The sequence below is a fragment of the Agrobacterium salinitolerans genome (genome assembly GCF_027498475.1).
In the GTDB taxonomy this organism is placed as follows: Bacteria; Pseudomonadota; Alphaproteobacteria; order Rhizobiales; family Rhizobiaceae; genus Agrobacterium; species Agrobacterium salinitolerans.
This window is the reverse complement of record NZ_JAPZLN010000007.1, coordinates 137,908-164,160: the sequence shown is the minus strand read 5'-3', so window position 1 is coordinate 164,160 and position 26,253 is coordinate 137,908. Positions and strand designations below refer to the sequence as shown.

Here is a 26,253-nt window from a genome sequence, read left to right as displayed (position 1 = left end):
GGTTGCGAGGTTTTTGAGCTCCCCAATGCTCTGACGTCGTCCTCGGGCTTGACCCGAGGATCTAAGCACCTCAACAAAATCAAAACGTTGGCAGATCCTCGGGACAAGCCCGAGGATGACGCCGAGAGAAGAGAGACCCGTCGTCGTCAACTTCAAGAGAACGGCACGCAAGCATACCACGGGAGCCGCAACATCACCCCTGCGGCGTCGAGGCCTTGCGGGCCGCGCGTCTCGCCAAACCCAGTTGATGCTCGCGGAAGATGATGAAGATGCCGGCGAGAATCACGATCGCCGTGCCGATAAGCATCGTCAGCGTGGGAATATCTCCGAACAGAATGTAGGAAACAGCGATCCCGAAGACGATGGAGCTGTATTCGAAGGGCGCGATGACGGAGACTTCCGCGTGGCGATAACTTTCCGTCAGGAAGATTTGCGCGACGCCGCCGCAGATGCCGCTGGTGATCAACAGCACGGCCTGTGTCATCGTCAGCGTGCTCCAGCCCAATGGCACGCTGATCAGCGATAACAACGTGGCGGTCAGCGAAAAATAGAGGACGATGGTCGGGGTCTTTTCCGTTTCCACCAGCTGCCGCACCTGGATCATCGCCAGTCCGCCGAGTGCTGCGCCGCACAGCACTGCAATGGCGCCCAGTCCCTCGCCCGCGGCAAAGCCGCCCTCCCGCAGAAGCGTCATCTTCGGCCACAGAATGACCAGCACGCCCATCATGCCAACGAAGACAGCACTCCAGCGATAGATGCGCACCTTCTCACGCAGGATGAAGGCGGCGAAAACGACGGCAAGCAGGGGGGAGGCATAACCGATGGCGATGAACTCCGGCAGCGGCAGCATGGTCAGCCCGTAAAAGCCGCAGACCATGGAAAGAATGCCGAGAAAACCGCGTTTGAAATGGCCGAGAAGATTGTTGGTGTGCAGCGCGCTTGCCAGTGCGTGCAGCCAGGCGAGATAAACGACAATGGGCAGAATGGCGAAGGCGGAGCGGAAGAAGGTGATCTGGCCGGCCGGCACATCACCTGCGGCCTTGATACAGGTCTGCATGACGAGAAAGAAGCCGACCGAAATCAGCTTCATGCTAATCCCGCGAAAGGGATTCATCGGTTCGGCGTTCATTGGCAGTTACTCATATCGGCTGCGCAAACACGCCATCTGGAGATTTTCATGCGGGAAAGGACGACGCAGGAGAAGTGGATGCGCCAAGGCTAGAGCATTCTTCCCGGGCTTTACAGCAAAAAATGCTATTTACCCATGAATTCGGTTGATCTGGAGAAGCTTCGTTTGCCCGGCTGGCGGGATGGCCGCGCACCAAAAGCGACACGCGCTAAAATTTGAAGAAAATAAAATATAATTTCAGCAATCGTTCAACATTTGCTGCGATGGTCCTGAAGTCCGGCGGCGGGAGGATCGTCTGCGGGGCCGACGAAGCCTTCCATGGCGGGACAGAATGTCCTCCGATGCGCACATGAACGTGACCAATACTCCACCTATTTTACATCCGGGCCTTATGACGACATGATGCCGGGAAGACCACGCCAAGTTATTCAGGGATAGTCATGCGAACAGACACGGGCCAGATCGTTCACCTGGCAGATTACCGCCCCACCGATTTCGTTCTGGAGCGGGTGGATCTCACCTTCGAACTCGACCCCAAGAATACCAAGGTCGAAGCCCGTCTGATCTTTCATCGGCGCGAAGGTGCTGAGCGGCAGGCGCCGCTGGTTCTCGATGGCGACGAGCTGACGCTTTCCAGCCTGCTGCTCGACCAGGTGGAGCTTCCCGCCGGTCAATATGAGGCAACGCCGGAGAGCCTGACCATCCGCGACCTGCCGGCGGAGGCGCCCTTCGAGATCTGCGTCACCAATTACATCAACCCGCAGGTCAATACGCAGCTGATGGGGCTTTACCGCACCAACGGCGTTTATTGCACGCAATGCGAGGCGGAAGGTTTCCGCCGCATCACCTATTTCCCCGACCGCCCCGATGTTCTGGCGCCCTATACGGTGACGATCATCGCGGCGAAGGAAGGCAATCCCCTGCTGCTCTCGAACGGCAATTTCCTCGGCGGCGGCAATTACGATGAAGGCCGTCATTTCGCGGCCTGGTTCGATCCACATCCGAAACCCAGCTATCTCTTCGCGCTCGTCGCCGGTGATCTCGGTGTGGTGGAAGATAGCTTCACCACCATGTCCGGTCGCGACGTTGCGTTGAAGATTTATGTCGAGCACGGCAAGGAGCCGCGCGCGGCCTATGCCATGGATGCGCTGAAGCGTTCGATGACATGGGACGAAGAGCGCTTCGGACGCGAATACGACCTCGATATATTCATGATCGTCGCCGTATCCGATTTCAACATGGGCGCGATGGAGAACAAGGGTCTCAACGTCTTCAACGACAAATTCGTGCTGGCCGACCCGGAAACCGCTTCCGACGCTGACTACGCCAATATCGAGCGTATCATCGCGCATGAATATTTCCACAACTGGACGGGCAATCGCATCACCTGCCGCGACTGGTTCCAGCTCTGCCTGAAGGAAGGCCTGACGGTTTATCGCGATCAGGAATTTTCCGCCGACATGCGCTCGCGTCCGGTCAAGCGTATCGCCGATGTACGTCACTTGAAATCGGAGCAGTTCCCGGAGGATTCCGGTCCGCTGGCGCATCCGCCGCGCCCGGATACCTATCGCGAAATCAACAATTTCTACACGACGACCGTTTATGAGAAGGGTGCCGAAGTCACCCGCATGATCGCCACCATTCTTGGCGCTGAAGACTTCAAGAAGGGCATGGACCTCTATTTCGAACGGCATGACGGCGAAGCAGCGACGGTCGAAGATTTCGTCAAGAGCTTTGCCGATGCCAGCGGTCGCGATCTCTCGCAGTTTTCGCTATGGTACACCGAGGCCGGCACGCCGCTGGTCTCGGTGTCGTCCGCTTACGATGCCGGCAAGGCCACTTTCAGCCTGACGTTGGAACAGACCGTGGCACCAACGCCCGGCCAGCCGGTAAAACAGCCGCGCCACATTCCGCTCTCGCTGGCGCTGATCCTTGATAACGGCCAGATCGCCGAACCGCAGGCCGTCGAAGGCGGCGAGTATCGCGATGGCGTGCTGCATCTGACTGAGCGCAACCAGACCTTCTCCTTCTCCGGCATTTCCTCGCGCCCGGTGCTGTCGATCAACCGCAGTTTTTCGGCACCGATCAATCTGGATTTCGAACAGAATGCCGATGATCTGGTGCAGATCGCCCGGCATGAAACCGACATGTTCGCCCGTTTCCAGGCGCTGACCGATCTTGCCCTGCCGGCGCTGATTGCCGCCACCAAGGCGGTGCAGAACGGTGAAGAGATACAGACGGATGCGGCGCTCTCTACCACGCTCATCGAAATCATCGGTGACGATACGCTTGAGCCGGCGTTCCGGGCGCAGGCGCTTGCCCTGCCGAGCGAAACGGATATCGCCCGCGAACTCGGCGGCAACACCGATCCCGACGCCATCCACAAGGCGCGCAATACCACAATCAAGGCCATTGCCACGACCGGCCTCGAGACGCTGCGACGGCTTGCCGACAGTGCTGCCAATGCCGAGGCCTACAGCCCCGACGCCGACAGCGCCGGACGCCGTTCGTTGCGAAACGGCGCCCTGAGCTTCCTCGCCTTTGCCGAGGGAACGCCGGAGCGGGCGGCGAAGGCCTATGCCGACGCCACCAACATGACCGATCTCGCGCATGCGCTCAGCGTCCTGACGCAGCGTTTCCCAGATAGCGCCGAGACGAAGGAAGCCCTTGCCGCCTTCGAAACGCGCTTTGCCGACAATGCGCTCGTTCTCGACAAGTGGTTCTCGCTACAGGCCGCCATTCCCGGCGACGGTGCGCTTGACCGCATCAAGACGCTGATGAAATCGAAACATTTCATCGCCACCAATCCGAACCGGGTGCGTTCGCTGGTCGGCACGCTCGCCTTCTCAAACCCCACCGGTTTCCACCGTGCGGATGGCGCGGCCTATCGCTTCCTGGCCGAGCAGATCATCGCCATCGACAAACGCAATCCACAGCTTGCCGCGCGCATCCTCACCTCCATGCGCTCCTGGCGTTCTCTGGAGGCAAGCCGTGCCGAACACGCGAAAGCCGCGCTTTCGACCATTGCCGAGGCAAAGGGCCTCTCGACGGATGTAAGCGATATTGTCGGGCGCATCCTGAAGGGCTGAACCTCCGCCGAGGCTGCACGGCCACCCTGATCGACGCCATGACGCCGTCTTGATTTCCATCAAGGCGGCGTCATGCATTGGGCGGCATTATGCTGCTCAAGGGGCCGAAGCCGGTCCGGGATCAGAAAGGAATGGCAGATGACGGACATGTCGAAAACGAGCGCCTCGTTTCAGCGTTTCATGACCGATGCCCCGGCCCACAAGGCGGCATGGTTTCAGGCCGTGCAGGGTCTGGGTGCGGCCTCGACGCTGGATGTGAAGACGCAGAGCCTGATCTATATCGCCATTCTGGCCGCACTGCGCCTGGAAAGCGGCATCGGTTTTCATGTGGTGGAAGCCAAGGCGCGCGGTGCAAGCCGCGACGATATCATCAGCGCAGTGCTGACCGGCCTCCCCGCCGCCGGCAATGGCGTGATCGGTGCGCTTGGGCCTGCACTGGATGCTTTCGACGGCGTTTGAGCACATCCCTGCACCGCCGGAATTGAGGTTCTGGCTCACTGATTTTGCTGACAAAACGCGCTTTTTCCTGAGCAGCATCAAACCGTCCCGAAAAAATACGGAGTCGGTTCAAGGGGTTAAAATTCTTTTAACTTTTGCCTCTGGACACGGCGAATCGCATTTGATTCATTAGGGATATTCGAGCGGCGGCGCTTCGAATCAGTGGGGATATCTAAAAGGCGGGACAATGACGAACGTGCGGCGGGCGACTGCGGGCGATGAGCGGCCGTATGCCAAATTTTCTGATCTGGCGGCCTGGGGTGAAAGGCTTTCCAGCGACCTGATGGGTTTGATGAATGGCACCGACCGACCGCCGGCGCAGGTCGAGACCCTGCTGAAACGTCTGATCCCCATTCTCATCCTCGCCTTCCTCGTCGTCGTTGCCGCCTCGCGCATGATGGGCATCGTTGCCGAATATAGCCGCATGGAAGAAGCCGCCCGCCATTCCACCGCGCTGACGGCGCTGACTGCCAAAGCGGCCCTTCTCAACAACGACACCGTCTTCACCACGCAGGATCGGACCCGCGCCGAGGCGAACCTTGTCGCCGCTTTGCCATCGGGCAGCCTTGCCGATGGCACCATGGTGCTGCTCTCTGGCAGCAATGGCCGCATCTTCGCAGGCGCCGGTAAGGATGCCTTGCTTTACGTTGGCACCTCGCTGCCCGCCCTGCTTCCCGAGATTGCCATCGTGCAGCGTTTCCCCGGCGCACCCGGCACCATCGAGACCAATATCGATGGCCAGCAGCATTATGCGACGATGATCCCCTTCGGCGACGATGGCGCGATGGTGATCGCGGCGCGTTCGCTGCAGCCGATCCGGTCCTTCTGGCGCAGCGAGATCGCCATGAACGTGACGTTGTTCGCCGGCATCTCCTCCATCCTGCTCGTCGTGCTCTACGCCTATTACATGCAGGTGAAGCGCGCCCGCGACGCGGACGACATCTTCGCCGAATCGAACCTGCGGGTGGAAACGGCGCTGTCGCGCGGCCGCTGCGGCCTGTGGGATTTCGATCTTGCCAGCCGGCGCATGTTCTGGTCGGGCTCACTCTACGAAATTCTCGGGCGGCCGCCGAAGGCCGCACCGCTCTCCTTCTCCGACGCTGCCCGCATGATGCATTCCGAAGACGGCAATCTTTATGAGCTTGCCCGCGCCGTCGGCTGCGGCAACCTGCGCCAGATCGATCAGATTTTCCGCATGCGCCATGCCAAGGGCCATTACGTCTGGCTGCGCGCCCGCGCCCAGGTCATCCGCACCAATAACGGCCCGCGCGTCATCGGCATCGCCATGGACGTCACCGAACAGCATCGCCTCGCGCAACGCTACGCCGAGGCCGACCAACGCCTTGCCGACGCCATCGAATCCACCTCGGAAGCCTTCGTGCTGTGGGACAAGAATGATCGCCTGGTGATGTGCAACACCCATTACCAGAAGGCCTATGGCCTGCCGGACAGCGTGCTGGTTGCGGGCACCGAAAAAAGCACCGTCTATGCTGCAGCCGCTCGCCCTGTCGTTGAGCGTCGCGTTGCCGATCCGGACCAATCCGGCCTGTCGCGCACCACGGAAGTGCAGCTTGCCGATGACCGCTGGCTGCAGATCAACGAACGCCGCACCCGAGATGGCGGCCTCGTTTCGGTCGGCACCGATATTACCCTTTTAAAGCGCCATCAGGAACGGCTGCGCGATTCCGAGCGCCGGCTGATGGCGACCATTGGCGATCTCTCCGCCTCGCAGCACAAGCTGGAGCGGCAGAAGACGGAACTTTCGGACGCCAACGCCAATTACCTCGCCGAAAAAGAGCGCGCCCAGGCGGCAAACCGGGCGAAATCGGAGTTCCTGGCCAATATGAGCCATGAGCTGCGCACGCCGCTCAACGCTATCCTCGGCTTTTCCGAAATCCTGCTGAACGAGATGTTCGGGCCGGTCGGCTCGCCGAAATATTCCGAATATGCCCGCGATATCCACGATAGCGGCAAACACCTCTTGAACGTCATCAACGACATTCTCGACATGTCGAAGATTGAAGCCGGCCATATGCGCATCAACCGCGAGACCATCGATCTCGCGCCGCTGATCGAGGAAACGCTGCGTCTCACCGCCATTCAGGCCGAGCAGAAGAACATCACAGTGCAGCAGAAGGTCTGCGCTGGCCTCACCATGCAGGGCGACCGCCGCGCCATGAAGCAGATCATGCTCAACCTGCTCTCCAACGCCGTGAAATTCACCGGCGAGGGCGGCCGTATCGCGCTGCGCACCCATGTGCACGAAGCCGCGATGATCCTCACCATCGCCGACACCGGCATCGGCATCCCCGCCCAGGCGCTCGACAAGATCGGCCAACCCTTCGAACAGGTGCAAAGCCAATACGCCAAAAGCCAGGGCGGCTCGGGACTTGGTCTTGCGATTTCCCGCTCGCTCGTCAAGCTGCATGGCGGAACGATGAAAATTCGCTCGTGTGAGGGTCGCGGGACGGTGGTGACGATTATTATTCCACATGCGGCGGGGCGGTGTGGGATGGTGCATTGAGGTGGCGTTGGATGCGCCGACTGTCCTGTAATAAGTAAAGGTCGAGTGCGCGATACCCCCCTCTGCCCTGCCGGGCATCTCCCCCTCAAGGGGGGAGATCAGCTAGACGGATGCTCCCCGCCAAATTCGCAACATTTGAGATGATCGCGCCGTTGCCGCATACCGATCTCCCCCCTTGAGGGGGAGATGCCCGGCAGGGCAGAGGGGGGTGAAGCCTCACCCACCATTCTTCACCGTCCCCACAAACGCTTTCCGCACCGCTTTCGCCAGCCGCTTCACCTCACCCTCCAGCGTTGAGATATCTGGGCAATCCCCCGCTCGGCACACGAGATCGATCAGACCCGCCGGCGCCTCTTTCGGATTGAACGCCCCATCGATGCACAGCCGCACGATCTGGGATATCTCGGTATAAAGCCCCATCGCCGCCATACAGTCATCGAGAGCCTGTGGCTCCATGACGGGTGCTGCGAGCGCCTGCAGCGCTTCGGCCGTGTTGCGCCCCGGTTCATGCGCGGCAAGTCCTTTCACCGGCCCCACCAGCGCCAGATATTGCGCGATGAATTCGAGGTCGATCAGGCCGCCATTGATGAGCTTGAAGTCCCAATTGTTTTCCGGCGGTTTTTCCTGCTCGATGAGGCTGCGCATTTCCAGCACATCGGCCGAGACCTTGGCCACGTCGCGCTTTTGCGAAAGGATGGAGGCGATGATGCGGCGCGCGTCCTCCATCAGCGAGGCTTCGCCGCAGATGAGCCGCGCGCGCGACAGCGCCATATGTTCCCAAGTCCAGGCTTCCTCGCGCTGGTATTTCTCGAAGGCGGAAATGCGGGTCGCCACCGGCCCCTTGTTGCCGGAGGGACGAAGCCGCATGTCCACCTCGTAAAGCACGCCCTCCGCCGTCGGTGCGGAAAGCGCGGCAATCAGCCTTTGCGTGACGCGGGTGAAATAACGCACCACATCGAGCGGTTTTGCGCCGGTCGATTCATGGGCGGCATCGTCATAATCGTAGAGGAGGATGAGATCGACATCCGAACCGGCCGTCAGCTCGAAGGAGCCGAGCTTGCCCATGCCCATGACGGCCACGCGACCGCCGGGATAGGACCCATGCGCCGCTTCCATCTCCGAAAGAACCGCATTCAACGCCGCCTCGATGACAAGATCGGCAAGATGAGTGAAAGCACGGGCAGCGACTTCACCGCGGATTGCGCCGGTCAGCAGCCGAACCCCGATCAGGAAGCGCTGTTCGGCGGCGAAGATGCGCAGCCGGTCGAGAATATCCTCGTAGTGGCGGGCATTGGATAGAAAGTTGCCCATGCGCTGGGCGAGATAATCGCGGGTCGGCACGTCGCTCATCAGAGCCGGGTCGAGCATGCCATCGAAGACATGCGGGCGGGCGGCGATGATTTCAGCCAGACGCGGGGCCGAGGACATGATCGTCACCAGCAGCGACAGAAGCGCAGGGTTGTTACCGAGCAACGAGAAGAGCTGGATGCCAGCCGGCAGGCCGGAGAGGAAATTATCAAAACGCAGCAGCGCCTCATCGGCCCGCTTGCTTTCGCCGAAGGCGCGCAGCAGGTCGGGCGTCAGTTCCGTCAGCCGCTCGCGCGCCTCGACGGATTGCGTCGCACGATAGCGGCCATTGTGCCAGGTGCGGATGACGCGAGAAATATCCTCCGGCCGTTGAAAGCCAAGCGTGGAAAGTGTCTTCAGCGTATCGGGATCGTCCTTCTGGCCGGTGAAGACAAGATTGCCCGCCTCGCCTGACAGTTTCACCTCCTGCTCGAACAGCGCCGAATAACGCCGCTCCACCAGCCGCAGCACCTCTTCCAGCGTCTTCGAGAAGGTCTTGGTGTCATCGAAGCCGAGCATGAAGGCAATGCGCTTCAATTCAGTTTCAGTGTCTGGCAACACATGGGTCTGCTCGTCGCGCACCATCTGGATGCGGTGCTCGACCTCGCGTAAAAACCAGTAGGCTGCCGTCAGGCTGTCGCGGGTCTCGGCGTCGATCCATTTCGCCTCGGTCAGCGCCGCCAGCGCCTCTTCCGTCGCGCGCACGCGCAGCGGCGGCATGCGGCCGCCGGCGATGAGCTGCTGCGTCTGGGCGAAGAACTCGATCTCGCGAATGCCGCCGCGCCCGAGTTTGACATTGTGGCCCTTCACCGCAATGGCGCCATGGCCCTTATGGGCGTGGATCTGCCGCTTGATGGAGTGAATATCGGCAATCGCCGCATAATCGAGATATTTGCGGAAGATGAAAGGCGTCAGCTCGCGCAGGAAATTCTCGCCCGCCTTGATATCACCGGCAACCGGCCGCGCCTTGATATAGGCGGCGCGTTCCCAGTTCTGGCCCCTGCCCTCGTAATAAAGCAGCGCCGCCTCCACGGGGATGGCAAGCGGTGTCGAGCCGGGGTCCGGCCGCAGCCGCAGATCGGTGCGGAACACGTAACCATCGGCCGTGCGCTCCTGCATGATGCGCACGAGGCGGCGCATCATGCGGCCGAAATTCTCCGTCGCATCATAGGGATCGTCCATGATGCCCGCAGACGGTTCGAAGAACACAACGGCGTCGATATCGGAGGAATAGTTGAGCTCGCGCGCGCCGAGCTTGCCCATGCCGAGCACGATCAGGCCAGAACCTTCGCTGGGTGCGGCCACGTTCTTCAGTTTCAACTTGCCGCTTTCATGGGCGGCGAGCAACAGGTGATCGATGGCGGCGGAGAGCGATGCATCCGCCATGTCGCTCAGCCAGTGTGTCGTATCGCGCGCGGTGAAGATGCGCGCCAGATCGGCAAGTGCTGCGATGAAAGAGAGCCGCCGCTTGGCTACCCGCAGCCGCGACATCACCTCGTTTTCGCTCGGCGCCCCACCTTCTTCGCCCGGCTTCCAGCAATCGCGCGCATCACGGACGAGCTCGGTCAGCAGCGGCTCGAGCGGTTTCGACATCGCCAGCGACAAAAGCCCCTCATCCGCCGACGCCATGTCACGCAGATAGGGGGACAGCGTGAAAGCCGCGGCGATAAATTCCTTCAGCGGGCTTTCTCCGGCAAGCAGCGCGGCGACCGCAGGCTCGCTTTTGCCGATATCCTTCAGCGTCGAAAGAACGGATTTCAGTTCCGTCTGCGTATAGGGGCGGATCACGCCCGGCAGAACCTCGCTCAGCCGCCTTTCGGCGGTTTCCCGTTTCGTCACTGTGTCTCTCCCTCTTCCGCCCGTCCTGCCAGAGCCTGCCGGCGCGCCTCTCTGGCGTTGTAACAAATGCCGAGTGCTTTGCGATCAAAAAACCGCTGAGGGAGATGCTTTCCCGGATCCGAGATCGGTGCAAGCGTACCAATCCATCGCATCCACCCTCCAAGGCAGGGCGAACGGCGTGCTGGCTGCCAGGGGCGAGCGTGACCCCCGCTTACAGTTTGGTCAGCGGAAACACCATCGAAACGGTCAGCCCCGGGCAGGCCGCATTCGCGGCGTCCGTGTCCGACAGCTTCAGCGATCCGCCATGCAGTTCCATCACCGCTTCCACCAGCGACAGGCCGAGCCCGGTCCCGGGTTTCGAGCGGCTTTCATCCAGTCTGACGAAGCGTTTCAGCACCTCGCCGCGTTTGTCAGCGGGAATGCCGGGGCCGTTATCGGCGACGGAGAGCACAATGGCCTCCTGCTCTCTTGCCAGACGCACGACGAGTTTTTTATCGCCCTCGCCCTCGCAGGCATATTTCATGGCGTTGTCGATGAGGTTGGAGAGCGCCTGGCCGATCAGTTCGCGGTTGCCCTTGACGACAAGGCCCTGCTCGATTTCGGTTTCCAGAGCCAGCCCCGCATCCTCGGCCACCGGCTCGTAGAGTTCGGCGCTGTCTTCGGCAATCGCCGAGACGTCCACATCGGTCATTTCGGCGGCGATCGAACCTGCCTCGACGCGGGAGATCATCAAGAGCGCATTGAAGGTGCGGATAAGCTGATCGGATTCGGCGATGATGCCTTCAAGCGCTGCGCGGCGTTTCGTCTCGTCATCGTCGTCGAGCGCTGCGGCCGCCTTGTTGCGCAGCCGTGTCAGCGGCGTCTTCAGGTCGTGTGCGATATTGTCGGAGACCTGCCGCAGACCCTCATTCAGCTTTTCGATGCGGCCGAGCATGGCGTTGAGCGAACCGGACAGGCGGTCGAATTCATCTCCGGAGCGGCCCTGCGGCAGGCGCTGGGAAAGGTCACCGGCCATGATCTTCTTGGTCGCCGCCGACATGCGGTCGATGCGTTTCAGCGCATTGCGGCCAATGCCGAACCAGATGAGCAAAGCGCCGCCGCCCATGATCGCCAGCGCCACCATCAGCGCGTTGCGCACCAGCGCCCGGAACTTCGTCGGCTCGCCGAGATCGCGGCCGATCAGGATGCGCAGACCGTTGTCCAGCGTGAAGACATTAGCGGTGGCCAGATGCTGAACGCTGTTGCCGCTTTCGGAATAACGCTCGTAACGGAAAGGGAAACCTGTCCAGCCTTCCTTGTCGAAGACGCCGGGCTGCACGGAGGCGACGTTGCCGGCCAGGATTTCACCATTCGGGCCGGCAATGATGTAAAGGCTCGCACCCGGCTGGCGGGCGCGTCGCTCCATCATCCGCAGCAGCGGGTTGATGCCGCCACGATTATAGATGCGCTGTACATCCGAGACTTCCTGCAACACGGCATCGCGCGTCTGCTGGTTCAGCAACCGTTCGGAGAGAGCGGTGACGTAAAAGACGAGGAAGGCGGCGCAGAGTGCGAACAGCAGAATATAGAGCGCCGAAAGGCGCACCGCCGTCGATCTGAACAATATTCTGAGGCGGGCCATTTTCGCCAATCAGCCCTCGTCCTTCATCATGTAACCGGCGCCGCGAATGGTCTTCAAGAGCGGCTTTTCGAAGTCCTTCTCGATCTTCGAGCGCAGGCGGGACACATGCACGTCGATGACATTGGTCTGCGGGTCGAAATGATAGTCCCAGACATTTTCGAGAAGCATGGTGCGGGTGACCACCTGGCCGGCATTCTTCATCAGATATTCGAGCAGGCGGAATTCGCGCGGCTGCAGCAGGATTTCCTTGCCGCCGCGGCGAACATCGTGCGACAGGCGGTCGAGTTCGAGATCGCCGACGCGGTAGATCATGTCCTGCTCGGGCTTGCCCTTGCGGCGACCCAGCACCTCGATACGGGCGAGCAGTTCGGAAAAGGCATAGGGCTTCGGCAGGTAATCGTCGCCGCCGGCGCGCAGCCCGGTGACGCGGTCATCCACCTGCCCCAGCGCGGAAAGGATCAGAACCGGCGTCTCGATGCCGCGGCGGCGCAGCTCGCTTATGACGGAAAGCCCGTCGCGGCGCGGCAGCATGCGGTCGATCACCATCACGTCGTAAGCGTTCTCGCAGCCCATGAACAGGCCGCTCTCACCGTCGCTGGCATGATCGGCGACGATCCCGGCTTCGCGGAACGCCTTGGTCATATAGGCCGCAGCCTCTAGGTCGTCTTCAATGACAAGAATCTTCATGTGCGGGACAATAGCGCCCTCGCCCTTTTCCGCACAACCGGAAACAGATGCGGGAGTAACTTCCTGAACTTTGTTTTCCATGAGGTTTCCTCCGAAGACTTAAGGCCTATGGCGTTATCTCGCTTCAAGATGGGCGACTACCTGTGGAGCGAGTGGTCGCCGCTTGTTTCTTCTCCCCGCCGGGGAGAAGTCCGCGGCAGCGGGATGAGGGGCAAGGGTCAAGATAAAACGAGGGCTAGCCCCCTCATCCGACCCTTCGGGCCACCTTCTCCCCCTCGGGGAGAAGAAACGGGCCGCAACGCCGTGCCATACCCAACCGCCCCGTCTCAAGAGCGAGATGCGACGCCGGATCCCAAAGGAACCGGCATCGCCTTTCAAATTATCAGCCCTGGTCGATATCCAGTGCGATGAAGCGGCTGCCGTCATCTGTCTGGATCTGGAACAAGGCCTTGGAACGACCGTCCTTCTTGGCCTGCTCGAGGATCTTCTCGACATCGGCGGCGGAGGCGACCTGCTGGTTGTTGACCGAGGTGATCTTCTCACCCGTCTTAAGACCACGGGCAGCGGCATCGCTGTCGGGATCGACATCGGTAATGGCGAGGCCATTTCCGTCATCGGCGGGAGCAACCGTCAGTCCGAGGCTGGAGAGCACCTTCTCGCTGGAGGACTGGCTGCCCTTGTCGTCGTTCTGGCCTGGTGTCGCCTTGGAGGCTTCATCGCTGGTGAGATCGCCGAGCGTCACCGTCACGGACTGCGACTTGCCACCACGCCACAGCGAGATTTCAACCTTGCTGTTGGGCGCCATGCCGCCGATGCGGCGCGACAGATCGCGGGCATCCTTGACGGGATCGCCGTTGACGGCGGTGATGATGTCACCCTGCTTGATACCGGCCTTGTCGCCCGGCGAGCCGGACTGCGGCGAAACGACCAGCGCGCCCTTGGCTTCGGCAAGGCCGAGCGATTCGGCGATATCCTTGCTGACGGGCTGGATTTGCACACCGAGCCAGCCGCGTTCAACTTTGCCGTCCTTTTGCAGGTCGGCGATCACATCCTTGGCGACCGAGGACGGGATGGCGAAAGCGATACCGACATTGCCGCCGGAGGGCGAGAAGATGGCGGTGTTGATGCCGACCACTTCACCGTTGAGGTTGAAGGCGGGACCACCCGAGTTACCGCGGTTCACGGCAGCGTCGATCTGGAGATAGTCGTCATAGGGGCCGGAGCCGATATCACGGCCGCGGGCCGAAATGATGCCTGACGTCACCGTCCCGCCGAGGCCGAAGGGGTTACCGACGGCGACGACCCAGTCACCAACGCGGATTTTGGTGTCATCGGCAAATTTCACATAAGTGAACTTGCGGTTCACATCGACCTTGAGCAGCGCCAGATCGGTACGCGGATCGCGGCCGACAAGCTTGGCGTCGAGTTCGGTGCCGTCATTCATGACGACCGTATAGGCGGAACCGTCATCGACGACGTGGTTGTTGGTGACGACATAACCGTCTTCGGAAATGAAGAAACCGGAGCCTTGCGCGACCGGGCGCAGCGGACCTTTGCCGTCACGATGGCGGTTCGGACCACGGTCGGAGCGATCCTGGTTGGGGCCGCCGAATTCCTTGAAGAAACGCTTCAGCGGATGGTCATCCGGCAGCTGGTCGAGGCCGCGGCCGCCGAAATTGAAGGAGAAGTTGCTGGAATCGTCGGAAGCGGGCTGCACGTTCGACTGCACGCGAACGGAAACGACGGCGGGCGAGACGGCATCGACCACATTGGCGAAGCTCGGAACCTGCGGCGCGGTTACTTCGACAGGGGCAGCAAACGAGTGAAGGATCGGAGCGGCGAGGCCGGTCGAGAGCATCAGCGCCGCAAGGCCGCCAACGGTCGTGGCCTTCAGGGCCGTCTTCAGCGAGGCCGTCTTTAGCGAGGAATGGCCGTTTTGCGAATGAGACATGGTGTACCTTCTTTCTTCATTCAGACTGGAACCCGTGTGACCGGGGAAGCGGTGGATGATGAAGATATAGGAGGCAACACCTTACGGCGAAGTGTCTGATGAATGAAAAATCCGTAATGTTGAAAAAGAACCGGGAGAAAAAAGGAAACCGATTATTTTTCAATGAGATTACGAATTCGCTCTTCTTCGTCCGCACTCAGTTTTTGTGGCTGTTCCTGAGTGGCGCGGCGACGCGAAAACACGAAGACGGCGAAAATCCCGGCAAGGGTGAGGCCGATGGGCGCGCCCCACAAAAGCACGGTTCGAAGGCTGAGGCGCGGTTTCAGGAGCACGAATTCGCCGTAACGCGACACGACATAATCGATGACGGCCTTGTCGCTGTCACCCTCAACCAGCCGGTCGCGCACGAGGACGCGCAGGTCACGCGCCAGTTCGGCATTGCTGTCATCGATGGACTGGTTCTGGCAGACCATGCAGCGGAGCTGAGACGTGAGGTTGCGGGCGCGTTGCTCCAGCACGGGGTCTTTCAGCACTTCGTCGGGGTTGAAGGCGAAGGCCGGCCATGACGTAACCATGAGGACGAGAAGGAGCGTGAGCCCTGCCACAACCTCCCTCATTCCGCCGCCTCCGGCATTGCAGCCCGTACAGGTTTTGCCTTGCGGGTCGGCGCGCCTACGCGCAATCGCCTGTCGGAGAGCGAGATCAAACCGCCCGCCATCATGAACAGCGTGCCGCCCCAGATGCACAGGATGAAGGGTTTCCACCAGATGCGCACCACCATGCCGCCATCGGCCATGGGGTCGCCAAGCGAGACATAAAGCTGGCTGAGGCCGAAGGTCAGAATGCCGGCTTCCGTCGTCGGCATGCGTCGCGCGGTATAGAGCCGCTTGGACGACCAGACATCGGCCACCTCCACCCCCGCCTTGCGCACGGTGAAATGGCCGCGATCCTCGGTGAAATTGGGGCCGACGGCGTGGCGGATGCCGTCGAAGGTCAGGCTGTAGCCGCCCGCTTCCGCCACCATGCCCTGTTTCATCTCCACCACCGTTTCGGTTTCGAAAGTGGTCACGATGACGATGCCGAGCACGGTGATGCCGAGGCCCATATGCGCCAGCGCCGTGCCGAAGGCCGAACGCGGCAGGCCTTTCAGGCGGCGGAATGCAATGCCGAAGGCGAGTTTGCCGAAGTTGGTGCGATACCAGAGATCGGTGAAAGCCCCGAAGATCAGCCAGAAACCAGCCGCGATGCCAAGCGCTGCCAGCACCGGGCCGCCATTTTCGATATACCACAGCGTCAGCCCGGCAAGAGCGGCAAGCGCCGCGGCCACATAAAGCCGCTGGAAGGCTCCGAGAAGATCGCCGCGCTTCCAGGCGAGCATCGGGCCGAAGGGTGTGACGATCAGGATCGGGATCATCAGGAGGCCGAAGGTGAGGTTGAAGAAGGGTGCGCCGACCGAGATTTTTTCGCCCGTCAGCGTTTCCAGAATGAGCGGATAGAGCGTGCCGATCAGTACGGTCGCGGTGGAGACCGTCAGGATCAGGTTGTTGAGAACGAGCGATCCCTCACGCGAGATCGGCGCGAACAGGCCGCCTGCCTTGAGCGACGGCGCACGCCACGCAAACAGCGCGAAGGCGCCACCGATAAAGATCGTCAGAATGCCGAGAATGAAGATACCGCGGCTCGGATCGGTGGCGAAAGCATGCACCGAGGTCAAAACGCCGGAGCGCACGAGGAAGGTGCCAAGCAGCGACAGCGAAAAGGTCATGATCGCCAGAAGCACGGTCCAGATCTTCAGCGCCTCGCGCTTTTCCATGACCAGCGCTGAATGTAAGAGCGCCGTTCCGGCAAGCCAGGGCATGAAGGAGGCGTTTTCCACCGGATCCCAGAACCACCAGCCGCCCCAGCCGAGTTCATAATAGGCCCAGTAGGAGCCCATGGAGATGCCGGCGGTCAGGAAGGTCCATGCGGCGAGCGTCCACGGCCGTACCCAGCGCGCCCAGGCGGCGTCGATGCGTCCTTCCAGAAGTGCCGCAACGGCAAAGGAGAAACAGACGGAAAAGCCGACATAACCGAGATAAAGCAGCGGCGGATGGATGGCGAGGCCGAAATCCTGAAGAATGGGATTGAGGTCCTGCCCCTCCGCGGGCACCGGCTCCAGCCGCAGGAACGGGTTGGAGGTGAGCAGGATGAACAGCAGGAAAGCGACGGAAATCCATGCCTGTACGGCAAGAACATTGGCTTTGAGCGTTTCCGGCAGGTTGCGGCCGAAGGCGGCGACGAGCGCGCTGAAAAACACCAGGATGAGCAGCCACAGCAGCATCGAGCCTTCATGGTTGCCCCACACGCCGGTCAGCTTGTAGAGCATCGGCATCAGCGAATGGGAGTTTTCCCAGACGTTGCGCACGGAAAAATCCGAAACGGCATAGGCTCTCGTCAGTGCCGCAAAAGACAGGCCGACCAGAAGGAACATCAGCACCGAGCCGATGGACGCGATATCCATCAGCGCCCGATCGTTGCGGCGCGCGCCGATGACCGGCAGCGTTGAGACAATCAGCCCCACACCGAGCGCCAGAACCAGAACATAATGGCCGATCTCGTTGATCATCTGGTCGCTCCGGTCTTGTCGGAAGAAGGTGCGCTGGCCGCTGGCGTTGCGGCGGCGGGTTCCTCGCCGTCTCCCGCATGCTGCCACAGGCCCTTGTCCTTCAGCCGGTCGGCCACTTCCTTCGGCATGTAGTTCTCGTCGTGCTTGGCCAGCACACTGTCGGCCACGAAACCGTGGGTCGCGGCATCGAACATGCCTTCGGTCACAACGCCCTGCCCTTCGCGGAAAAGATCGGGGAGGATGCCGGTATAGCTGACCGGCACGGTTGCCTCGCCATCGGTCACCGTGAAGCTGACCGTCCGGCCCTCGCCGCGCTTGATCGAGCCTTCCGCCACCAGCCCGCCGAGGCGGATGCGGGTGCCGGGGTTGACCGGCGTCCTCTCCAGATCGGCCGGCATATAGAAATAGGCAATGGACTGGCCGAAGGCGAACATGACCAGCAGCACGGCTGCAACAATGAAGCTCATTCCGCCGCCGATAATCGCCAGACGTTTCTGTTTGCGGGTCATTGCGTCACTCCCTGCGGCGCGGCATCCTGCTGCCCGTTCATGCGGATCGGACCGGCGGAAACACCCAGTTCTCTCGCCAGCGCCAGAAGCTGCCTGCCCTCTTCGCCCTCCGGCGGGAAAGCCTGCAGGCCGGCCCGCAAGGCTTCACCGGCCTTAGCCTCGTTCTTCAGCACGGAATAGGCGCGCATGAGGCGCATCCACCCTTCGAAATCATCAGGGTTATCCTTCAGCTTGGCGTCGAGGCTCGCCACCATGCCCTCGATCATCGCCTGCCGGTCGGCTGGCGCCATCTCTTTGGCAGCCGCAACATCGGCGGCAGTTGGCCCTGTTCCGGCTTTTCCGCCAGTGCGGGCGATATGTTCCTGCACCAATGGCAGCCACGGAGCACCGGCGGGGGCGGCGGCGGCAAGGGCCGCAAAGGCCGACTGCGCCTCCTCAGACTTGCCCGATTGTTCGAGCGCCAACGCCAGATAAAAACGGGTGCGCGGATTACCGGGGCTCAGCCGGTCAGCCTCGGCAAAAGCGTCGCGCGCGGCCTCGATAACGACACCGTCATTGCTGGCCACCAGCGTTTCGCCAAGGCCTGTCAGCCGTTCAGCACTCGGCCCCTGGATGCGCAGCGCGTTGCGGTAGGCAAGCTCGGCATCGCCAAGGCGCTGCATCTTGAAATAGATCGGCGCCAGAATATCCCAGCCAGCGCCATCCTCAGGGTTCTGCGCCAGATGCCGTTCCGCGCGGGCCACCAGCATGTTCATATCGTTGCCGGGATTTTCAAGACGCGCCTCGAGCGGCATGTCCGGCGTATCCGGACTACCGTTCCAGACGTAAAGACAAAGGCCGAGCGCCGGCAGAAGAAGGGTGATGAAGCTTGTGGCGAGATGGTGTCGACGCGACCGGCTTTCTTTCGCCGGCGTTTCCTCGGCTTCGGCGGCGGCGAGAAGCCGGCGGCCGATTTCGGCACGGGCATAATCCGCCTCGGTGTCGCCGATGAGGCCGGCGGCGCGTTCGCGGTCCAGTTCGGCCAGCTGGTCGCGATAAACGGCGACTTCACCGTCGCGGCGCGTCTGCGGCGCCTCGGTCTTCCGCATCAGCGGGTACATCAGGACGATGGCGACAGCCGCCGTCAATATCGCAACGACAATCCAGAACATAAGGCTCAATTACTCGAATGCGCGGCGCATGGAAACACGAAGCGTGGGGATGACGCGAATTTGAGACATCACGCCGCACCGCAGACCCTCTCCCGGCTGCACCGCCATGCCTCTTCCTGTCATCGCAAAAGGCCCGTGACCTTGATTTACGTCAAAGTATTTTACGCAAAGTCATTACGTGAGAGGCGACCAGCTTCCGTCGGCATTACGGCATGCTGCGCCGCGCACTTTGGTTTCACGTCCGTCGACCGTCAGGGTGTGCGAATATTGCCGGCAATTTTGGTTGCCGACCTGATAGGGCGCATTGGCGACCACCTGTCCCTTGGCGTCATCGCCGGCCCAGGAAACCGGCGTGCCGACGGGCGCCGCTTCCAGCGCCTTATATTCGGCTTCCAGCGCCTTGGTCTGGTCACCCCTGTCGAGCTCAACGCCGCTTCGCCCGATGATGCCGCCTTGCAGGTTGGCAAGAAACGGCGTCGAGGGCTGCGACGAGCGGCCGAACAGGCCGCCGCCCGCCGGGCGGGTGCCCGTGGTGGTGCAGGCGCTTAGCATCGATACGCACAGGATCGAGACAAGCGCCGGGCGTGACACCAGCGAGCGCATCGTCACGGAGCGACAGCCATCATACACGTCAACCAAACCCTGTCCTCTTTCCTACCGCATTGCACCTAATATATCGCCATTGAATTTCTTGCCTTTTTTCTTGCCTCACGCAAGCTCTTTCGAAAGGCCGGGCAAAATCAGATCGGCTTTCAGCCCACCGATGCCGCTGCGCGACAACGAAAAGCGGCCATGGTACTCTGACACCACCTCAGAAACGATCGACAATCCAAGGCCCGTGCCCGGCCGGCTCTCGTCCAGCCGCCGCCCGCGCTTCATCGCTTCGCTTATCTGTTCCGGCTCAAGCCCCGGTCCGTCATCCTCCACCGTCAGTTCCACCCAGGCGCGACGGGCGATTTCCGCATCGGGGGACGGGTGCGTGCCAGCGGCGAGCGTGATGACCACACGCGTCTGGGCAAACCGCGCGGCATTTTCGAGGAGATTGCCGACGACCTCTTCCAGATCCTGCTGTTCCATACCGAGCACGGCGCCGGCCTCGTCAATGTTCAGAATGAACTGCTTGTCCGGGTTCAGACGGCGCATCACCCGCACCAGCCGTTCCAGCGCCGGCTCCGCTTCGACGCGGGCAAGGATCGAGCCGCGCTGGGCCGCGATGCGGGCGCGGGAGAGATAGGATTGCACCTGCGCCTGCATGGCATCTGCCTGCGCCCGCACCAGATCGCCATGCTGCGGCTCCAGCGTGCGGGCCTCGTTCAGAAGAACGGCGATCGGCGTCTTCAGCGAATGCGCCAGATTGCCGACCTGCATGCGGGCGCGCTCCACGAGGCGGCGATTGCTGTCGATCAGCGCATTGACCTCATTGGCCAGCGGCTGGATTTCACGCGGGAATTCGCCTTCGAGGCTTTCCGCCTCCCCGCCCCTGATCTTGCCGAGCGCCACGCGGGCCTGATCGAGCGGCCGCAGACTGTAGAGAATGGCAAGGCCGTTGACGACGAGACTGCCGACACCGAAGACCGCCAGCGCCAAGTAGAGGCTGTTGGAGAAATCGCGCACATCGTCTTCCACGACGTTCAGATTGCCGGAGACACGGAAACGCGCCGCGCGCCCTTCGCCATCCAGCACGACTTCGGTTTCCGCCACGCGCACCTGATTACCCGCCTCGTCGGTCACGGCATAAAAGCGCTCATAGCGGTTGTCGAAGGGCGCATCGAGAATGCTCGGCACCGGCAAAGTGGAGACGCCGAGCGACGATGACACCAGTGGCGCGGTCTGAAAATTGCCGAGCGGCTCGACAACCCAGTACCAGCCGGTATCGGGTTGCGAAAAGCGCAGATCGCCGAGCTGCGGGCTGCCGGCCAGCGTGTTCTCGTTGGAAATCGTCACGGAATTGATGACGTTGTAAAGCTGCGCCCGCAGAAGATCGGTGAAGCTGCGCTCCACTCCCTGCCGGTAAAGCGTCGAGATCACGACGGCGATCACCACCAGCGCCAGCACCGACCAGAGCGAGGCGAGCAGCAGAACGCGGGCGGTGAGGGAATTACTTCGCATCTGCCGGCGCTTGCATCCGGTAACCGAGACCACGGATCGTCTCGATCAGATCAACCCCGATCTTCTTGCGCAAACGTCCGACAAACACCTCGATGGTGTTGGAATCGCGGTCGAAATCCTGATCGTACATGTGCTCTACCAGCTCCGTGCGCGAGACGACCTCGCCCATGTGGTGCATCAGATACGATAGCAGCCGGAACTCGTGCGAGGTGAGCTTCAGCGTCGTGCCGTTGACGGTCGCCTTGGAGGATTTGGTGTCGAGCCGGACAGGGCCGCAGACCAGTTCGGAAGAGGCGTGGCCGGCGGCGCGGCGGATGAGCGCGCGCACGCGGGCAAGCACTTCTTCGACATGGAAAGGCTTGGTGACGTAATCGTCGGCGCCGGCATCGATGCCGGCGACCTTGTCGCTCCAGCGGTCGCGGGCGGTGAGGATGAGCACCGGCATGGCCTTGCCGGCCGCACGCCATTTTTCAACGACGGTGATGCCGTCGAGCTGCGGCAGACCGATATCGAGAACGATGGCGTCATAGGGCTCGGTATCGCCGAGGTAATGGCCTTCCTCGCCGTCGAATGCCTGATCGACAACATAACCGGCTTCTTTCAGCGCATCGGTCAGCTGACGATTGAGATTAGCATCGTCCTCAACAACGAGAATACGCATTGTCCGCCCTTTCCTTCCGTCCCGGCCCACGCGGGTGGCCGGTCATGCTACATGTGTCGGGTTGTTTTCCGATATTTCAGCGATGCGGGCAAGCTACATCGGCACGCGCATCGTTACCTTGCGCGGGCGTTCGCCATTGCCCTGGACGAGAACGGTGACGACACAGGACTGACCGTCACCGGAAGGATAGACCGAAAGCAGCTGACCACCGGTTTCGCGCACCACGCGGGCGACGGCTGCGCCGCAATCGCTCGCCGCCAGAATGTAATGGCCCTGCAGATCAGCCTCGGGCGCCGTGAAACCGGAAAGCCCGGCTGCAAGCGTCGCGATGATGAGAGGTGATGCCATTCTACAAACTTCCAAAAACCGGGTGCGTCTCGAACCTTATTGTGAGCGAATATGTAGCGCAAAGCGTCTGAATGGCAAATGAATGCCGCCCCCGCCGCATGGGCGCATGGCGGGAACGGCGGCGTCGTGGGCGCTGTCAGCGAATGGCGCTGGTCGCCGAAAGACGGCCGTAAAGTGCGACCAGACCGCCGATTCCGCCCGCAACCGTCACCAGCCCGTCCGCAAGTTCGCCTTGCAGACCGGCGGGCAGATCGAGGCCGGCAATGCTGAAAAGCGGTGCGAAAACCGCGACCAGGGCGCCCCAGATCGTGCGCGATTGATACCATGCTTTGGTGCTGTCCATCGTCTCATCCTTTGTGTTGTTTTTCAGGCATATGTCAGATCGGGAGGGTGGCCTGCGCCACCACGCCCGAGGGCACCGCGCGACCGAGCATTCGGACACGCACGGAAATGTGATCCCGCAATGCCGGGAAATCTGTGAGTTCGTCTGCGGCGGCGTAAAACCAGAAGGGTTGCGAAACCTCCGCCACCCTCCGCACGGTCTCGCCGTCCAGCACCTCGATGCGATAGAGCTCGAAGGGTTCGTCCAGCGGGATGTCGCTCGCATCCCAGCCGTCGGCCTCCACCCGGCCCCGGCGTTTCCACCCGATGAAAACGCCGTCCCTGCGCCGTTCGGCGGCAAGATGCACCGGCGCGAGCGGTGTCAGCGCCCGCAAGCCGCCCTCGAAGGCAGAAGGACCGCTGGGTGCGCCCGCCATTCCGGCAGCTTCCGCAATCCAGTTCAGGCGTCGTCCGCGCTCGCTCGCGGCAAGACCGAGAGGCCGCACCGCCGCATCCAGAACCACCACCGGCGCACCTTTCGGCGCGCCTGCGGCGAGCGCATCTTCCGTGCCGGCCAGTCCCCGCAGAAGAGCGGAGAGCCGCCAGCGTGCGGGTGCTATTTCCTCGGCCTTTGCAAAGGCGACGATTTCCCACACGCCGTTCGCCGCCTTGATGGCGAGACGGTTGTCGCCATTCAGCACCGAAAGCTCCCCGGCCGACGATACCTCGCCGAAGGGCAGATCGACGAAGACGGTGTTTTTCCGGTCGAAGCGGCCGGAAGGGCCCGATGTCAACGGCATCGCCAGCGCGCCGATCATCGCCGGCCGGTCCAGCAGCACGCGCTGCCCGTAACCTTCCCTGCCCGGCGACGCGGAAATGATGATTGGCCGCCAGGGCTTGGCAAGCGCCGCAATCCGCGCCGAATCCTCCGGCGCAGTGCCGTCATGGTAGGGCAGATCGAGAAACAGCACCTCCGGGGCGAAACCTTCCGCTCCGCTTGCGCCGCTGCTGCGCCGTTCCTCCGCGCCGCCGGCAAAGACCGGAAAGACAGCGGAAAAAGCCCGCGCCTCCACCTGCCGCACCGCGCCGTCCTCGATCCGGCTGACCAGAAACCGCCCTGCCGGCGCCTGTGGAAAAGCCCCTTCCGGCAGACGAATACAATCACCCGGTTCAAGCGCGATATCGCCAGGCGGCAGAGCAAAGCGCAGGCTGCGCCGAGCCTGCCGGTTGTCGCGCAACAACGCCTCGACAGCGGCTTCCGCCGTTTCCGCAGGCAGGGCAGCGTTGAGATCGAGCCGCATCACCCGGCTGCCGGCGTTGTCGATGCGGCGGGACCTTACACTTGCCTGCTCGTAATCCAGCGCCAGGTTGAAAGACGTCAGCACGGCTTCAGCCGCGAAATCGCTGTCATGGCCGCGATTTTCCGACCAGAGCGGCTCGTCCTCCAGATCGGCCAGCACGACAATATCCCGCACCGGCAAGACCGCCGTATTGCGGGAGCGGAAGCGCAGGGTTCCGCCATCTTCCGTCACATCCACCTGAAACGCTGCCATCAGCGGCTCAAGGAGGTTGCGGGCCGAGGTCACGTCGCCCTGCACATAACCTCCCAGATCGCCGCTGACGGCCGAAACGTCGAAGTCGGAAAAGCCGTGATCGGCGAGGATGGCGGCGATGGCATCGGAAAGCGTTGCGGTGCCCAGCCTTCCGTTCAGCCAGTGGCCGGTGCGCCAGTTGCCGCCATCGCTCCAGGCCGCACCATTCTGCGGAAAGGCGGGAAAGGGCCTTGCATCCCAGGTCCACAGATAGACCCTGCCTGCATCGACCATCGCCGCATCGCCTTTTCCCCAATGGTCGAGATGCGCCTCCAGAAACCGTCGCTGCTGGCTGTCGGCGCGGTTGCGGCGGGAAAAATAGGGAAAGGCGTTTTCCGCCGATTTCGGATCGGGAAAGACATTGGGGCGCGTCGCGCTCTTGTCCACCGCCGGGCAACCGAGTTCAGTGAACCAGATGGGCTTCGAGCGCGGCGCCCATGCCGTCGGCGTGGTTTTCTCCACACCCCGCACCCGGTCGTAGTGGAGGTTTCCCCACCAGTTGCGCAGGTCCTTGTAACGGAACACCCACGCCTTGCCCTTCAGCCCGTCGGTAATCGTCGTGCGCAGCCGCGCAGCGCGGTCCGCATCGCTGGCATAATACCAGTCGAACCCCTCTCCCGCCGTAATAGTGCGGCGGAAGGCGCTCACATCGTCCGGGCCGGTCATGCCGTCCGGATTGCCGTTTGCGGAATCCCCGTCGCGCCAGTCGGAAAGCGGCATGTAATTGTCGATGCCGATGGCGTCGATATTCGGGCTCGCCCAGAGCGGATCGAGATGGAAGAATACGTCGCCCGAACCGTCCGCCGGCTGGTGGCCGAAATATTCGCTCCAGTCCGCCGCATAGGTCAGCTTCACCGCCGGCCCCAATATCGCCCGCACATCGCCCGCCAGCCGTACCAATTCCGCCACGAAGGGAAAGGCGTCGTTCTCGTCTCTCAGCGCCGTCAGCCCACGCAGCTCCGAGCCGATCAGGAAGGCATCCACCCCACCCGCCCGGGCCGCCAGCGCCGCATAGTGCAGCACCATGCGACGGTAGCCTTCATCGCGGTTGCAGAAGGCGGAAACCTGCGCCCTTGCACCCGCGCTCCGATCCGCAGAGCCGGCTCTGCCGGGGGCGGGAAAGCAGGTGATGCGCCCGCGCCAGGCATAGGCGTCCTGCTCGCTTTTGCCATAGGGGTCCGGCAGCCGATTGCCGATGGGAACATCCATCATCACGAAGGGGTAAAGGCACACCCGAAGGCCGCGCGCCGTGAGATCGGCTATCGCCTGCAACACGCTTTCGTCGTTCGGCGTGCCGCCATAGGCCGGGCCGCCGCCATGATGGCTGACAGGATGCGCCTCATCGCGCGACAGGCCGGCGACCGACCAGGGCGTGGTTTCCCCATCCCGACCGACCACTTCCACGCCCGGCAGAATGCGGCATTCCCCCGCCCGCATATCCGTGCCGAACCAGCTCACCACCAGCGCCACGCTCTCAAGATTAGGGCAGAGCGCCTGCAATTCGTCGATTGCCGCCTGCCAGTCGGTCGAAGCGGTCAGGCCGTTGCGGTTCATGATGCGGCTTTGGCCGATGCCCGTGCGTTCGCAAACCTGCGCGGTGGCGTATCCATGCTCGGTGGCGCCAGGAATGACGGTGATGGCGCGGATGGATTTTTCCAGCCGCCCGACAGGCCGCACCACTTCGAACTGCATCAGCGGAATGCGGTTGCCGAAGCCGTCGAGCGGCAGGCGTTCGAAGACCACATAGGCCAGTCCGCGAAAGGCCGGCGCATTGCCCGCCCCCTGCTTCGCCTCGATCAACGGATCGGGCATTTGTGTCTCGCTGCCGGGATAAAAACGCATCTCGATGGCGCTCAGGTCCAACTCCCGCCCATCGGCCCAGACACGCCGCACCATGGCCGCCTCACCTTCGCAAAGGCCGATGGCGACGTTGGCAAAATAACTGAAGGTTTCGACCTTCGGCCCACGGTTGCCCTTGCCGCCACGGCGCTCCACCTCGACGCTTTCTTCAAAACGCGTCGCCCAGATCAACGTGCCGCCGATCCTTGCTGCGCCATAAAGCCGGTTGATCGCCGCGCCCTCATCCGCCCCCGGAATGCGCGCGGTCGAGAGCCGCGCGCCCGTTACCGTCCGCCCGTTGGAAAGCAGCGTGTGGTCGATGGCATTGCCCGCCAGCGCCCCGGCCGCCCGGCCGATTACTGCGCCCAAAGGACCGAAAATGCCGCCGAGTGCCGCACCCGCCGCCTGAAAAACGATTGTCGCCATGCTTGCC

Annotated in this window: 18 protein-coding genes; 3 read left to right on the top strand and 15 right to left on the bottom strand. The window is 62.2% G+C overall.

The features are described from left to right. Positions 1-193: 193 nt before the first annotated feature. Positions 194-1,129, bottom strand: coding sequence for a DMT family transporter (locus tag O9X91_RS21700; RefSeq protein ID WP_077982642.1), 936 nt, complete (start codon positions 1,127-1,129; stop codon positions 194-196). A 440-nt stretch (positions 1,130-1,569) separates the two neighbouring features. Here O9X91_RS21700 and pepN point away from each other — a divergent pair, with 440 nt between their 5' ends. From pepN to O9X91_RS21685, 3 genes are all read left to right on the top strand, one after another. Beyond that, on the top strand, positions 1,570-4,218 hold the full coding sequence (pepN, locus tag O9X91_RS21695) for an aminopeptidase N (RefSeq protein WP_142912461.1): 2,649 nt from the start codon (positions 1,570-1,572) through the stop codon (positions 4,216-4,218). A gap of 138 nt (positions 4,219-4,356) precedes the next feature. Further along, positions 4,357-4,677, top strand: a complete 321-nt coding sequence (locus O9X91_RS21690) for a carboxymuconolactone decarboxylase family protein (RefSeq protein WP_142912460.1) — start codon at positions 4,357-4,359, stop codon at positions 4,675-4,677. 226 nt (positions 4,678-4,903) lie between these two features. Further along, entirely contained in the window at positions 4,904-7,240 is a 2,337-nt protein-coding gene (locus O9X91_RS21685; protein WP_142912459.1) for a PAS domain-containing sensor histidine kinase, read from the top strand. 216 nt (positions 7,241-7,456) lie between these two features. Here O9X91_RS21685 and O9X91_RS21680 read toward each other — a convergent pair whose 3' ends face one another. The 14 genes from O9X91_RS21680 to O9X91_RS21615 form a co-directional block, all read right to left on the bottom strand. Further along, positions 7,457-10,426: a bifunctional [glutamine synthetase] adenylyltransferase/[glutamine synthetase]-adenylyl-L-tyrosine phosphorylase gene (locus O9X91_RS21680; protein WP_269834372.1), complete on the bottom strand. Its 2,970-nt coding sequence runs from the start codon at positions 10,424-10,426 to the stop codon at positions 7,457-7,459. A gap of 211 nt (positions 10,427-10,637) precedes the next feature. Next, complete coding sequence (locus O9X91_RS21675) at positions 10,638-12,047, bottom strand: sensor histidine kinase (RefSeq protein ID WP_269833788.1); 1,410 nt, start codon at positions 12,045-12,047, stop codon at positions 10,638-10,640. Between the two features lie 9 nt (positions 12,048-12,056). Beyond that, a complete protein-coding gene (locus tag O9X91_RS21670) occupies positions 12,057-12,815 on the bottom strand; it encodes a response regulator transcription factor (RefSeq protein WP_080791074.1) in 759 nt (252 codons plus the stop codon). 301 nt (positions 12,816-13,116) lie between these two features. After that, positions 13,117-14,685, bottom strand: coding sequence for a Do family serine endopeptidase (locus tag O9X91_RS21665; RefSeq protein WP_191216914.1), 1,569 nt, complete (start codon positions 14,683-14,685; stop codon positions 13,117-13,119). 152 nt (positions 14,686-14,837) lie between these two features. Beyond that, positions 14,838-15,302, bottom strand: a complete 465-nt coding sequence (locus O9X91_RS21660; protein ID WP_269833770.1) for a cytochrome c-type biogenesis protein — start codon at positions 15,300-15,302, stop codon at positions 14,838-14,840. Continuing rightward, complete coding sequence (locus O9X91_RS21655; protein ID WP_269833769.1) at positions 15,299-17,290, bottom strand: heme lyase CcmF/NrfE family subunit; 1,992 nt, start codon at positions 17,288-17,290, stop codon at positions 15,299-15,301. The genes O9X91_RS21660 and O9X91_RS21655 overlap by 4 nt, the downstream gene beginning before the upstream one ends. Next, positions 17,287-17,799: a cytochrome c maturation protein CcmE gene (gene ccmE / locus O9X91_RS21650; RefSeq protein WP_269833768.1), complete on the bottom strand. Its 513-nt coding sequence runs from the start codon at positions 17,797-17,799 to the stop codon at positions 17,287-17,289. The genes O9X91_RS21655 and ccmE overlap by 4 nt, the downstream gene beginning before the upstream one ends. Next, the gene (gene ccmI, locus O9X91_RS21645; RefSeq protein ID WP_269833767.1) at positions 17,796-18,950 is read right to left on the bottom strand and encodes a c-type cytochrome biogenesis protein CcmI; all 1,155 of its coding nucleotides are present in this window, start codon (positions 18,948-18,950) and stop codon (positions 17,796-17,798) included. The genes ccmE and ccmI overlap by 4 nt, the downstream gene beginning before the upstream one ends. A 174-nt stretch (positions 18,951-19,124) precedes the next feature. Beyond that, positions 19,125-19,553: a hypothetical protein gene (locus O9X91_RS21640; protein WP_077982653.1), complete on the bottom strand. Its 429-nt coding sequence runs from the start codon at positions 19,551-19,553 to the stop codon at positions 19,125-19,127. A gap of 105 nt (positions 19,554-19,658) precedes the next feature. Next, positions 19,659-21,059: an ATP-binding protein gene (locus tag O9X91_RS21635; RefSeq protein ID WP_077982654.1), complete on the bottom strand. Its 1,401-nt coding sequence runs from the start codon at positions 21,057-21,059 to the stop codon at positions 19,659-19,661. Continuing rightward, positions 21,049-21,720: a response regulator transcription factor gene (locus O9X91_RS21630; protein WP_006311298.1), complete on the bottom strand. Its 672-nt coding sequence runs from the start codon at positions 21,718-21,720 to the stop codon at positions 21,049-21,051. The genes O9X91_RS21635 and O9X91_RS21630 overlap by 11 nt, the downstream gene beginning before the upstream one ends. Positions 21,721-21,813: 93 nt before the next feature. Continuing rightward, on the bottom strand, positions 21,814-22,068 hold the full coding sequence (locus O9X91_RS21625) for a hypothetical protein (protein ID WP_003497070.1): 255 nt from the start codon (positions 22,066-22,068) through the stop codon (positions 21,814-21,816). Between the two features lie 136 nt (positions 22,069-22,204). Then, the gene (locus O9X91_RS21620) at positions 22,205-22,411 is read right to left on the bottom strand and encodes a hypothetical protein (RefSeq protein ID WP_035262738.1); all 207 of its coding nucleotides are present in this window, start codon (positions 22,409-22,411) and stop codon (positions 22,205-22,207) included. Positions 22,412-22,445: 34 nt separating this feature from the next. After that, positions 22,446-26,246, bottom strand: a complete 3,801-nt coding sequence (locus tag O9X91_RS21615) for a baseplate multidomain protein megatron (protein WP_269833766.1) — start codon at positions 26,244-26,246, stop codon at positions 22,446-22,448. Between the last annotated feature and the right edge of the window lie 7 nt (positions 26,247-26,253).

Coding starts and splice junctions, on each gene's coding strand:
- O9X91_RS21640 (WP_077982653.1), bottom strand. CDS start 19,553: ATGCGCTCGCTGGTGTCACGCCCGGCGCTTGTCTCGATCCTGTGCGTA.
- O9X91_RS21700 (WP_077982642.1), bottom strand. CDS start 1,129: ATGAACGCCGAACCGATGAATCCCTTTCGCGGGATTAGCATGAAGCTG.
- O9X91_RS21655 (WP_269833769.1), bottom strand. CDS start 17,290: ATGATCAACGAGATCGGCCATTATGTTCTGGTTCTGGCGCTCGGTGTG.
- O9X91_RS21625 (WP_003497070.1), bottom strand. CDS start 22,068: ATGGCATCACCTCTCATCATCGCGACGCTTGCAGCCGGGCTTTCCGGT.
- O9X91_RS21665 (WP_191216914.1), bottom strand. CDS start 14,685: ATGTCTCATTCGCAAAACGGCCATTCCTCGCTAAAGACGGCCTCGCTG.
- pepN (WP_142912461.1), top strand. CDS start 1,570: ATGCGAACAGACACGGGCCAGATCGTTCACCTGGCAGATTACCGCCCC.
- O9X91_RS21635 (WP_077982654.1), bottom strand. CDS start 21,059: ATGCGAAGTAATTCCCTCACCGCCCGCGTTCTGCTGCTCGCCTCGCTC.
- O9X91_RS21670 (WP_080791074.1), bottom strand. CDS start 12,815: ATGGAAAACAAAGTTCAGGAAGTTACTCCCGCATCTGTTTCCGGTTGT.
- O9X91_RS21685 (WP_142912459.1), top strand. CDS start 4,904: ATGACGAACGTGCGGCGGGCGACTGCGGGCGATGAGCGGCCGTATGCC.
- O9X91_RS21620 (WP_035262738.1), bottom strand. CDS start 22,411: ATGGACAGCACCAAAGCATGGTATCAATCGCGCACGATCTGGGGCGCC.
- O9X91_RS21660 (WP_269833770.1), bottom strand. CDS start 15,302: ATGAGGGAGGTTGTGGCAGGGCTCACGCTCCTTCTCGTCCTCATGGTT.
- ccmE (WP_269833768.1), bottom strand. CDS start 17,799: ATGACCCGCAAACAGAAACGTCTGGCGATTATCGGCGGCGGAATGAGC.
- O9X91_RS21630 (WP_006311298.1), bottom strand. CDS start 21,720: ATGCGTATTCTCGTTGTTGAGGACGATGCTAATCTCAATCGTCAGCTG.
- O9X91_RS21615 (WP_269833766.1), bottom strand. CDS start 26,246: ATGGCGACAATCGTTTTTCAGGCGGCGGGTGCGGCACTCGGCGGCATT.
- ccmI (WP_269833767.1), bottom strand. CDS start 18,950: ATGTTCTGGATTGTCGTTGCGATATTGACGGCGGCTGTCGCCATCGTC.
- O9X91_RS21675 (WP_269833788.1), bottom strand. CDS start 12,047: ATGGCCCGCCTCAGAATATTGTTCAGATCGACGGCGGTGCGCCTTTCG.
- O9X91_RS21690 (WP_142912460.1), top strand. CDS start 4,357: ATGACGGACATGTCGAAAACGAGCGCCTCGTTTCAGCGTTTCATGACC.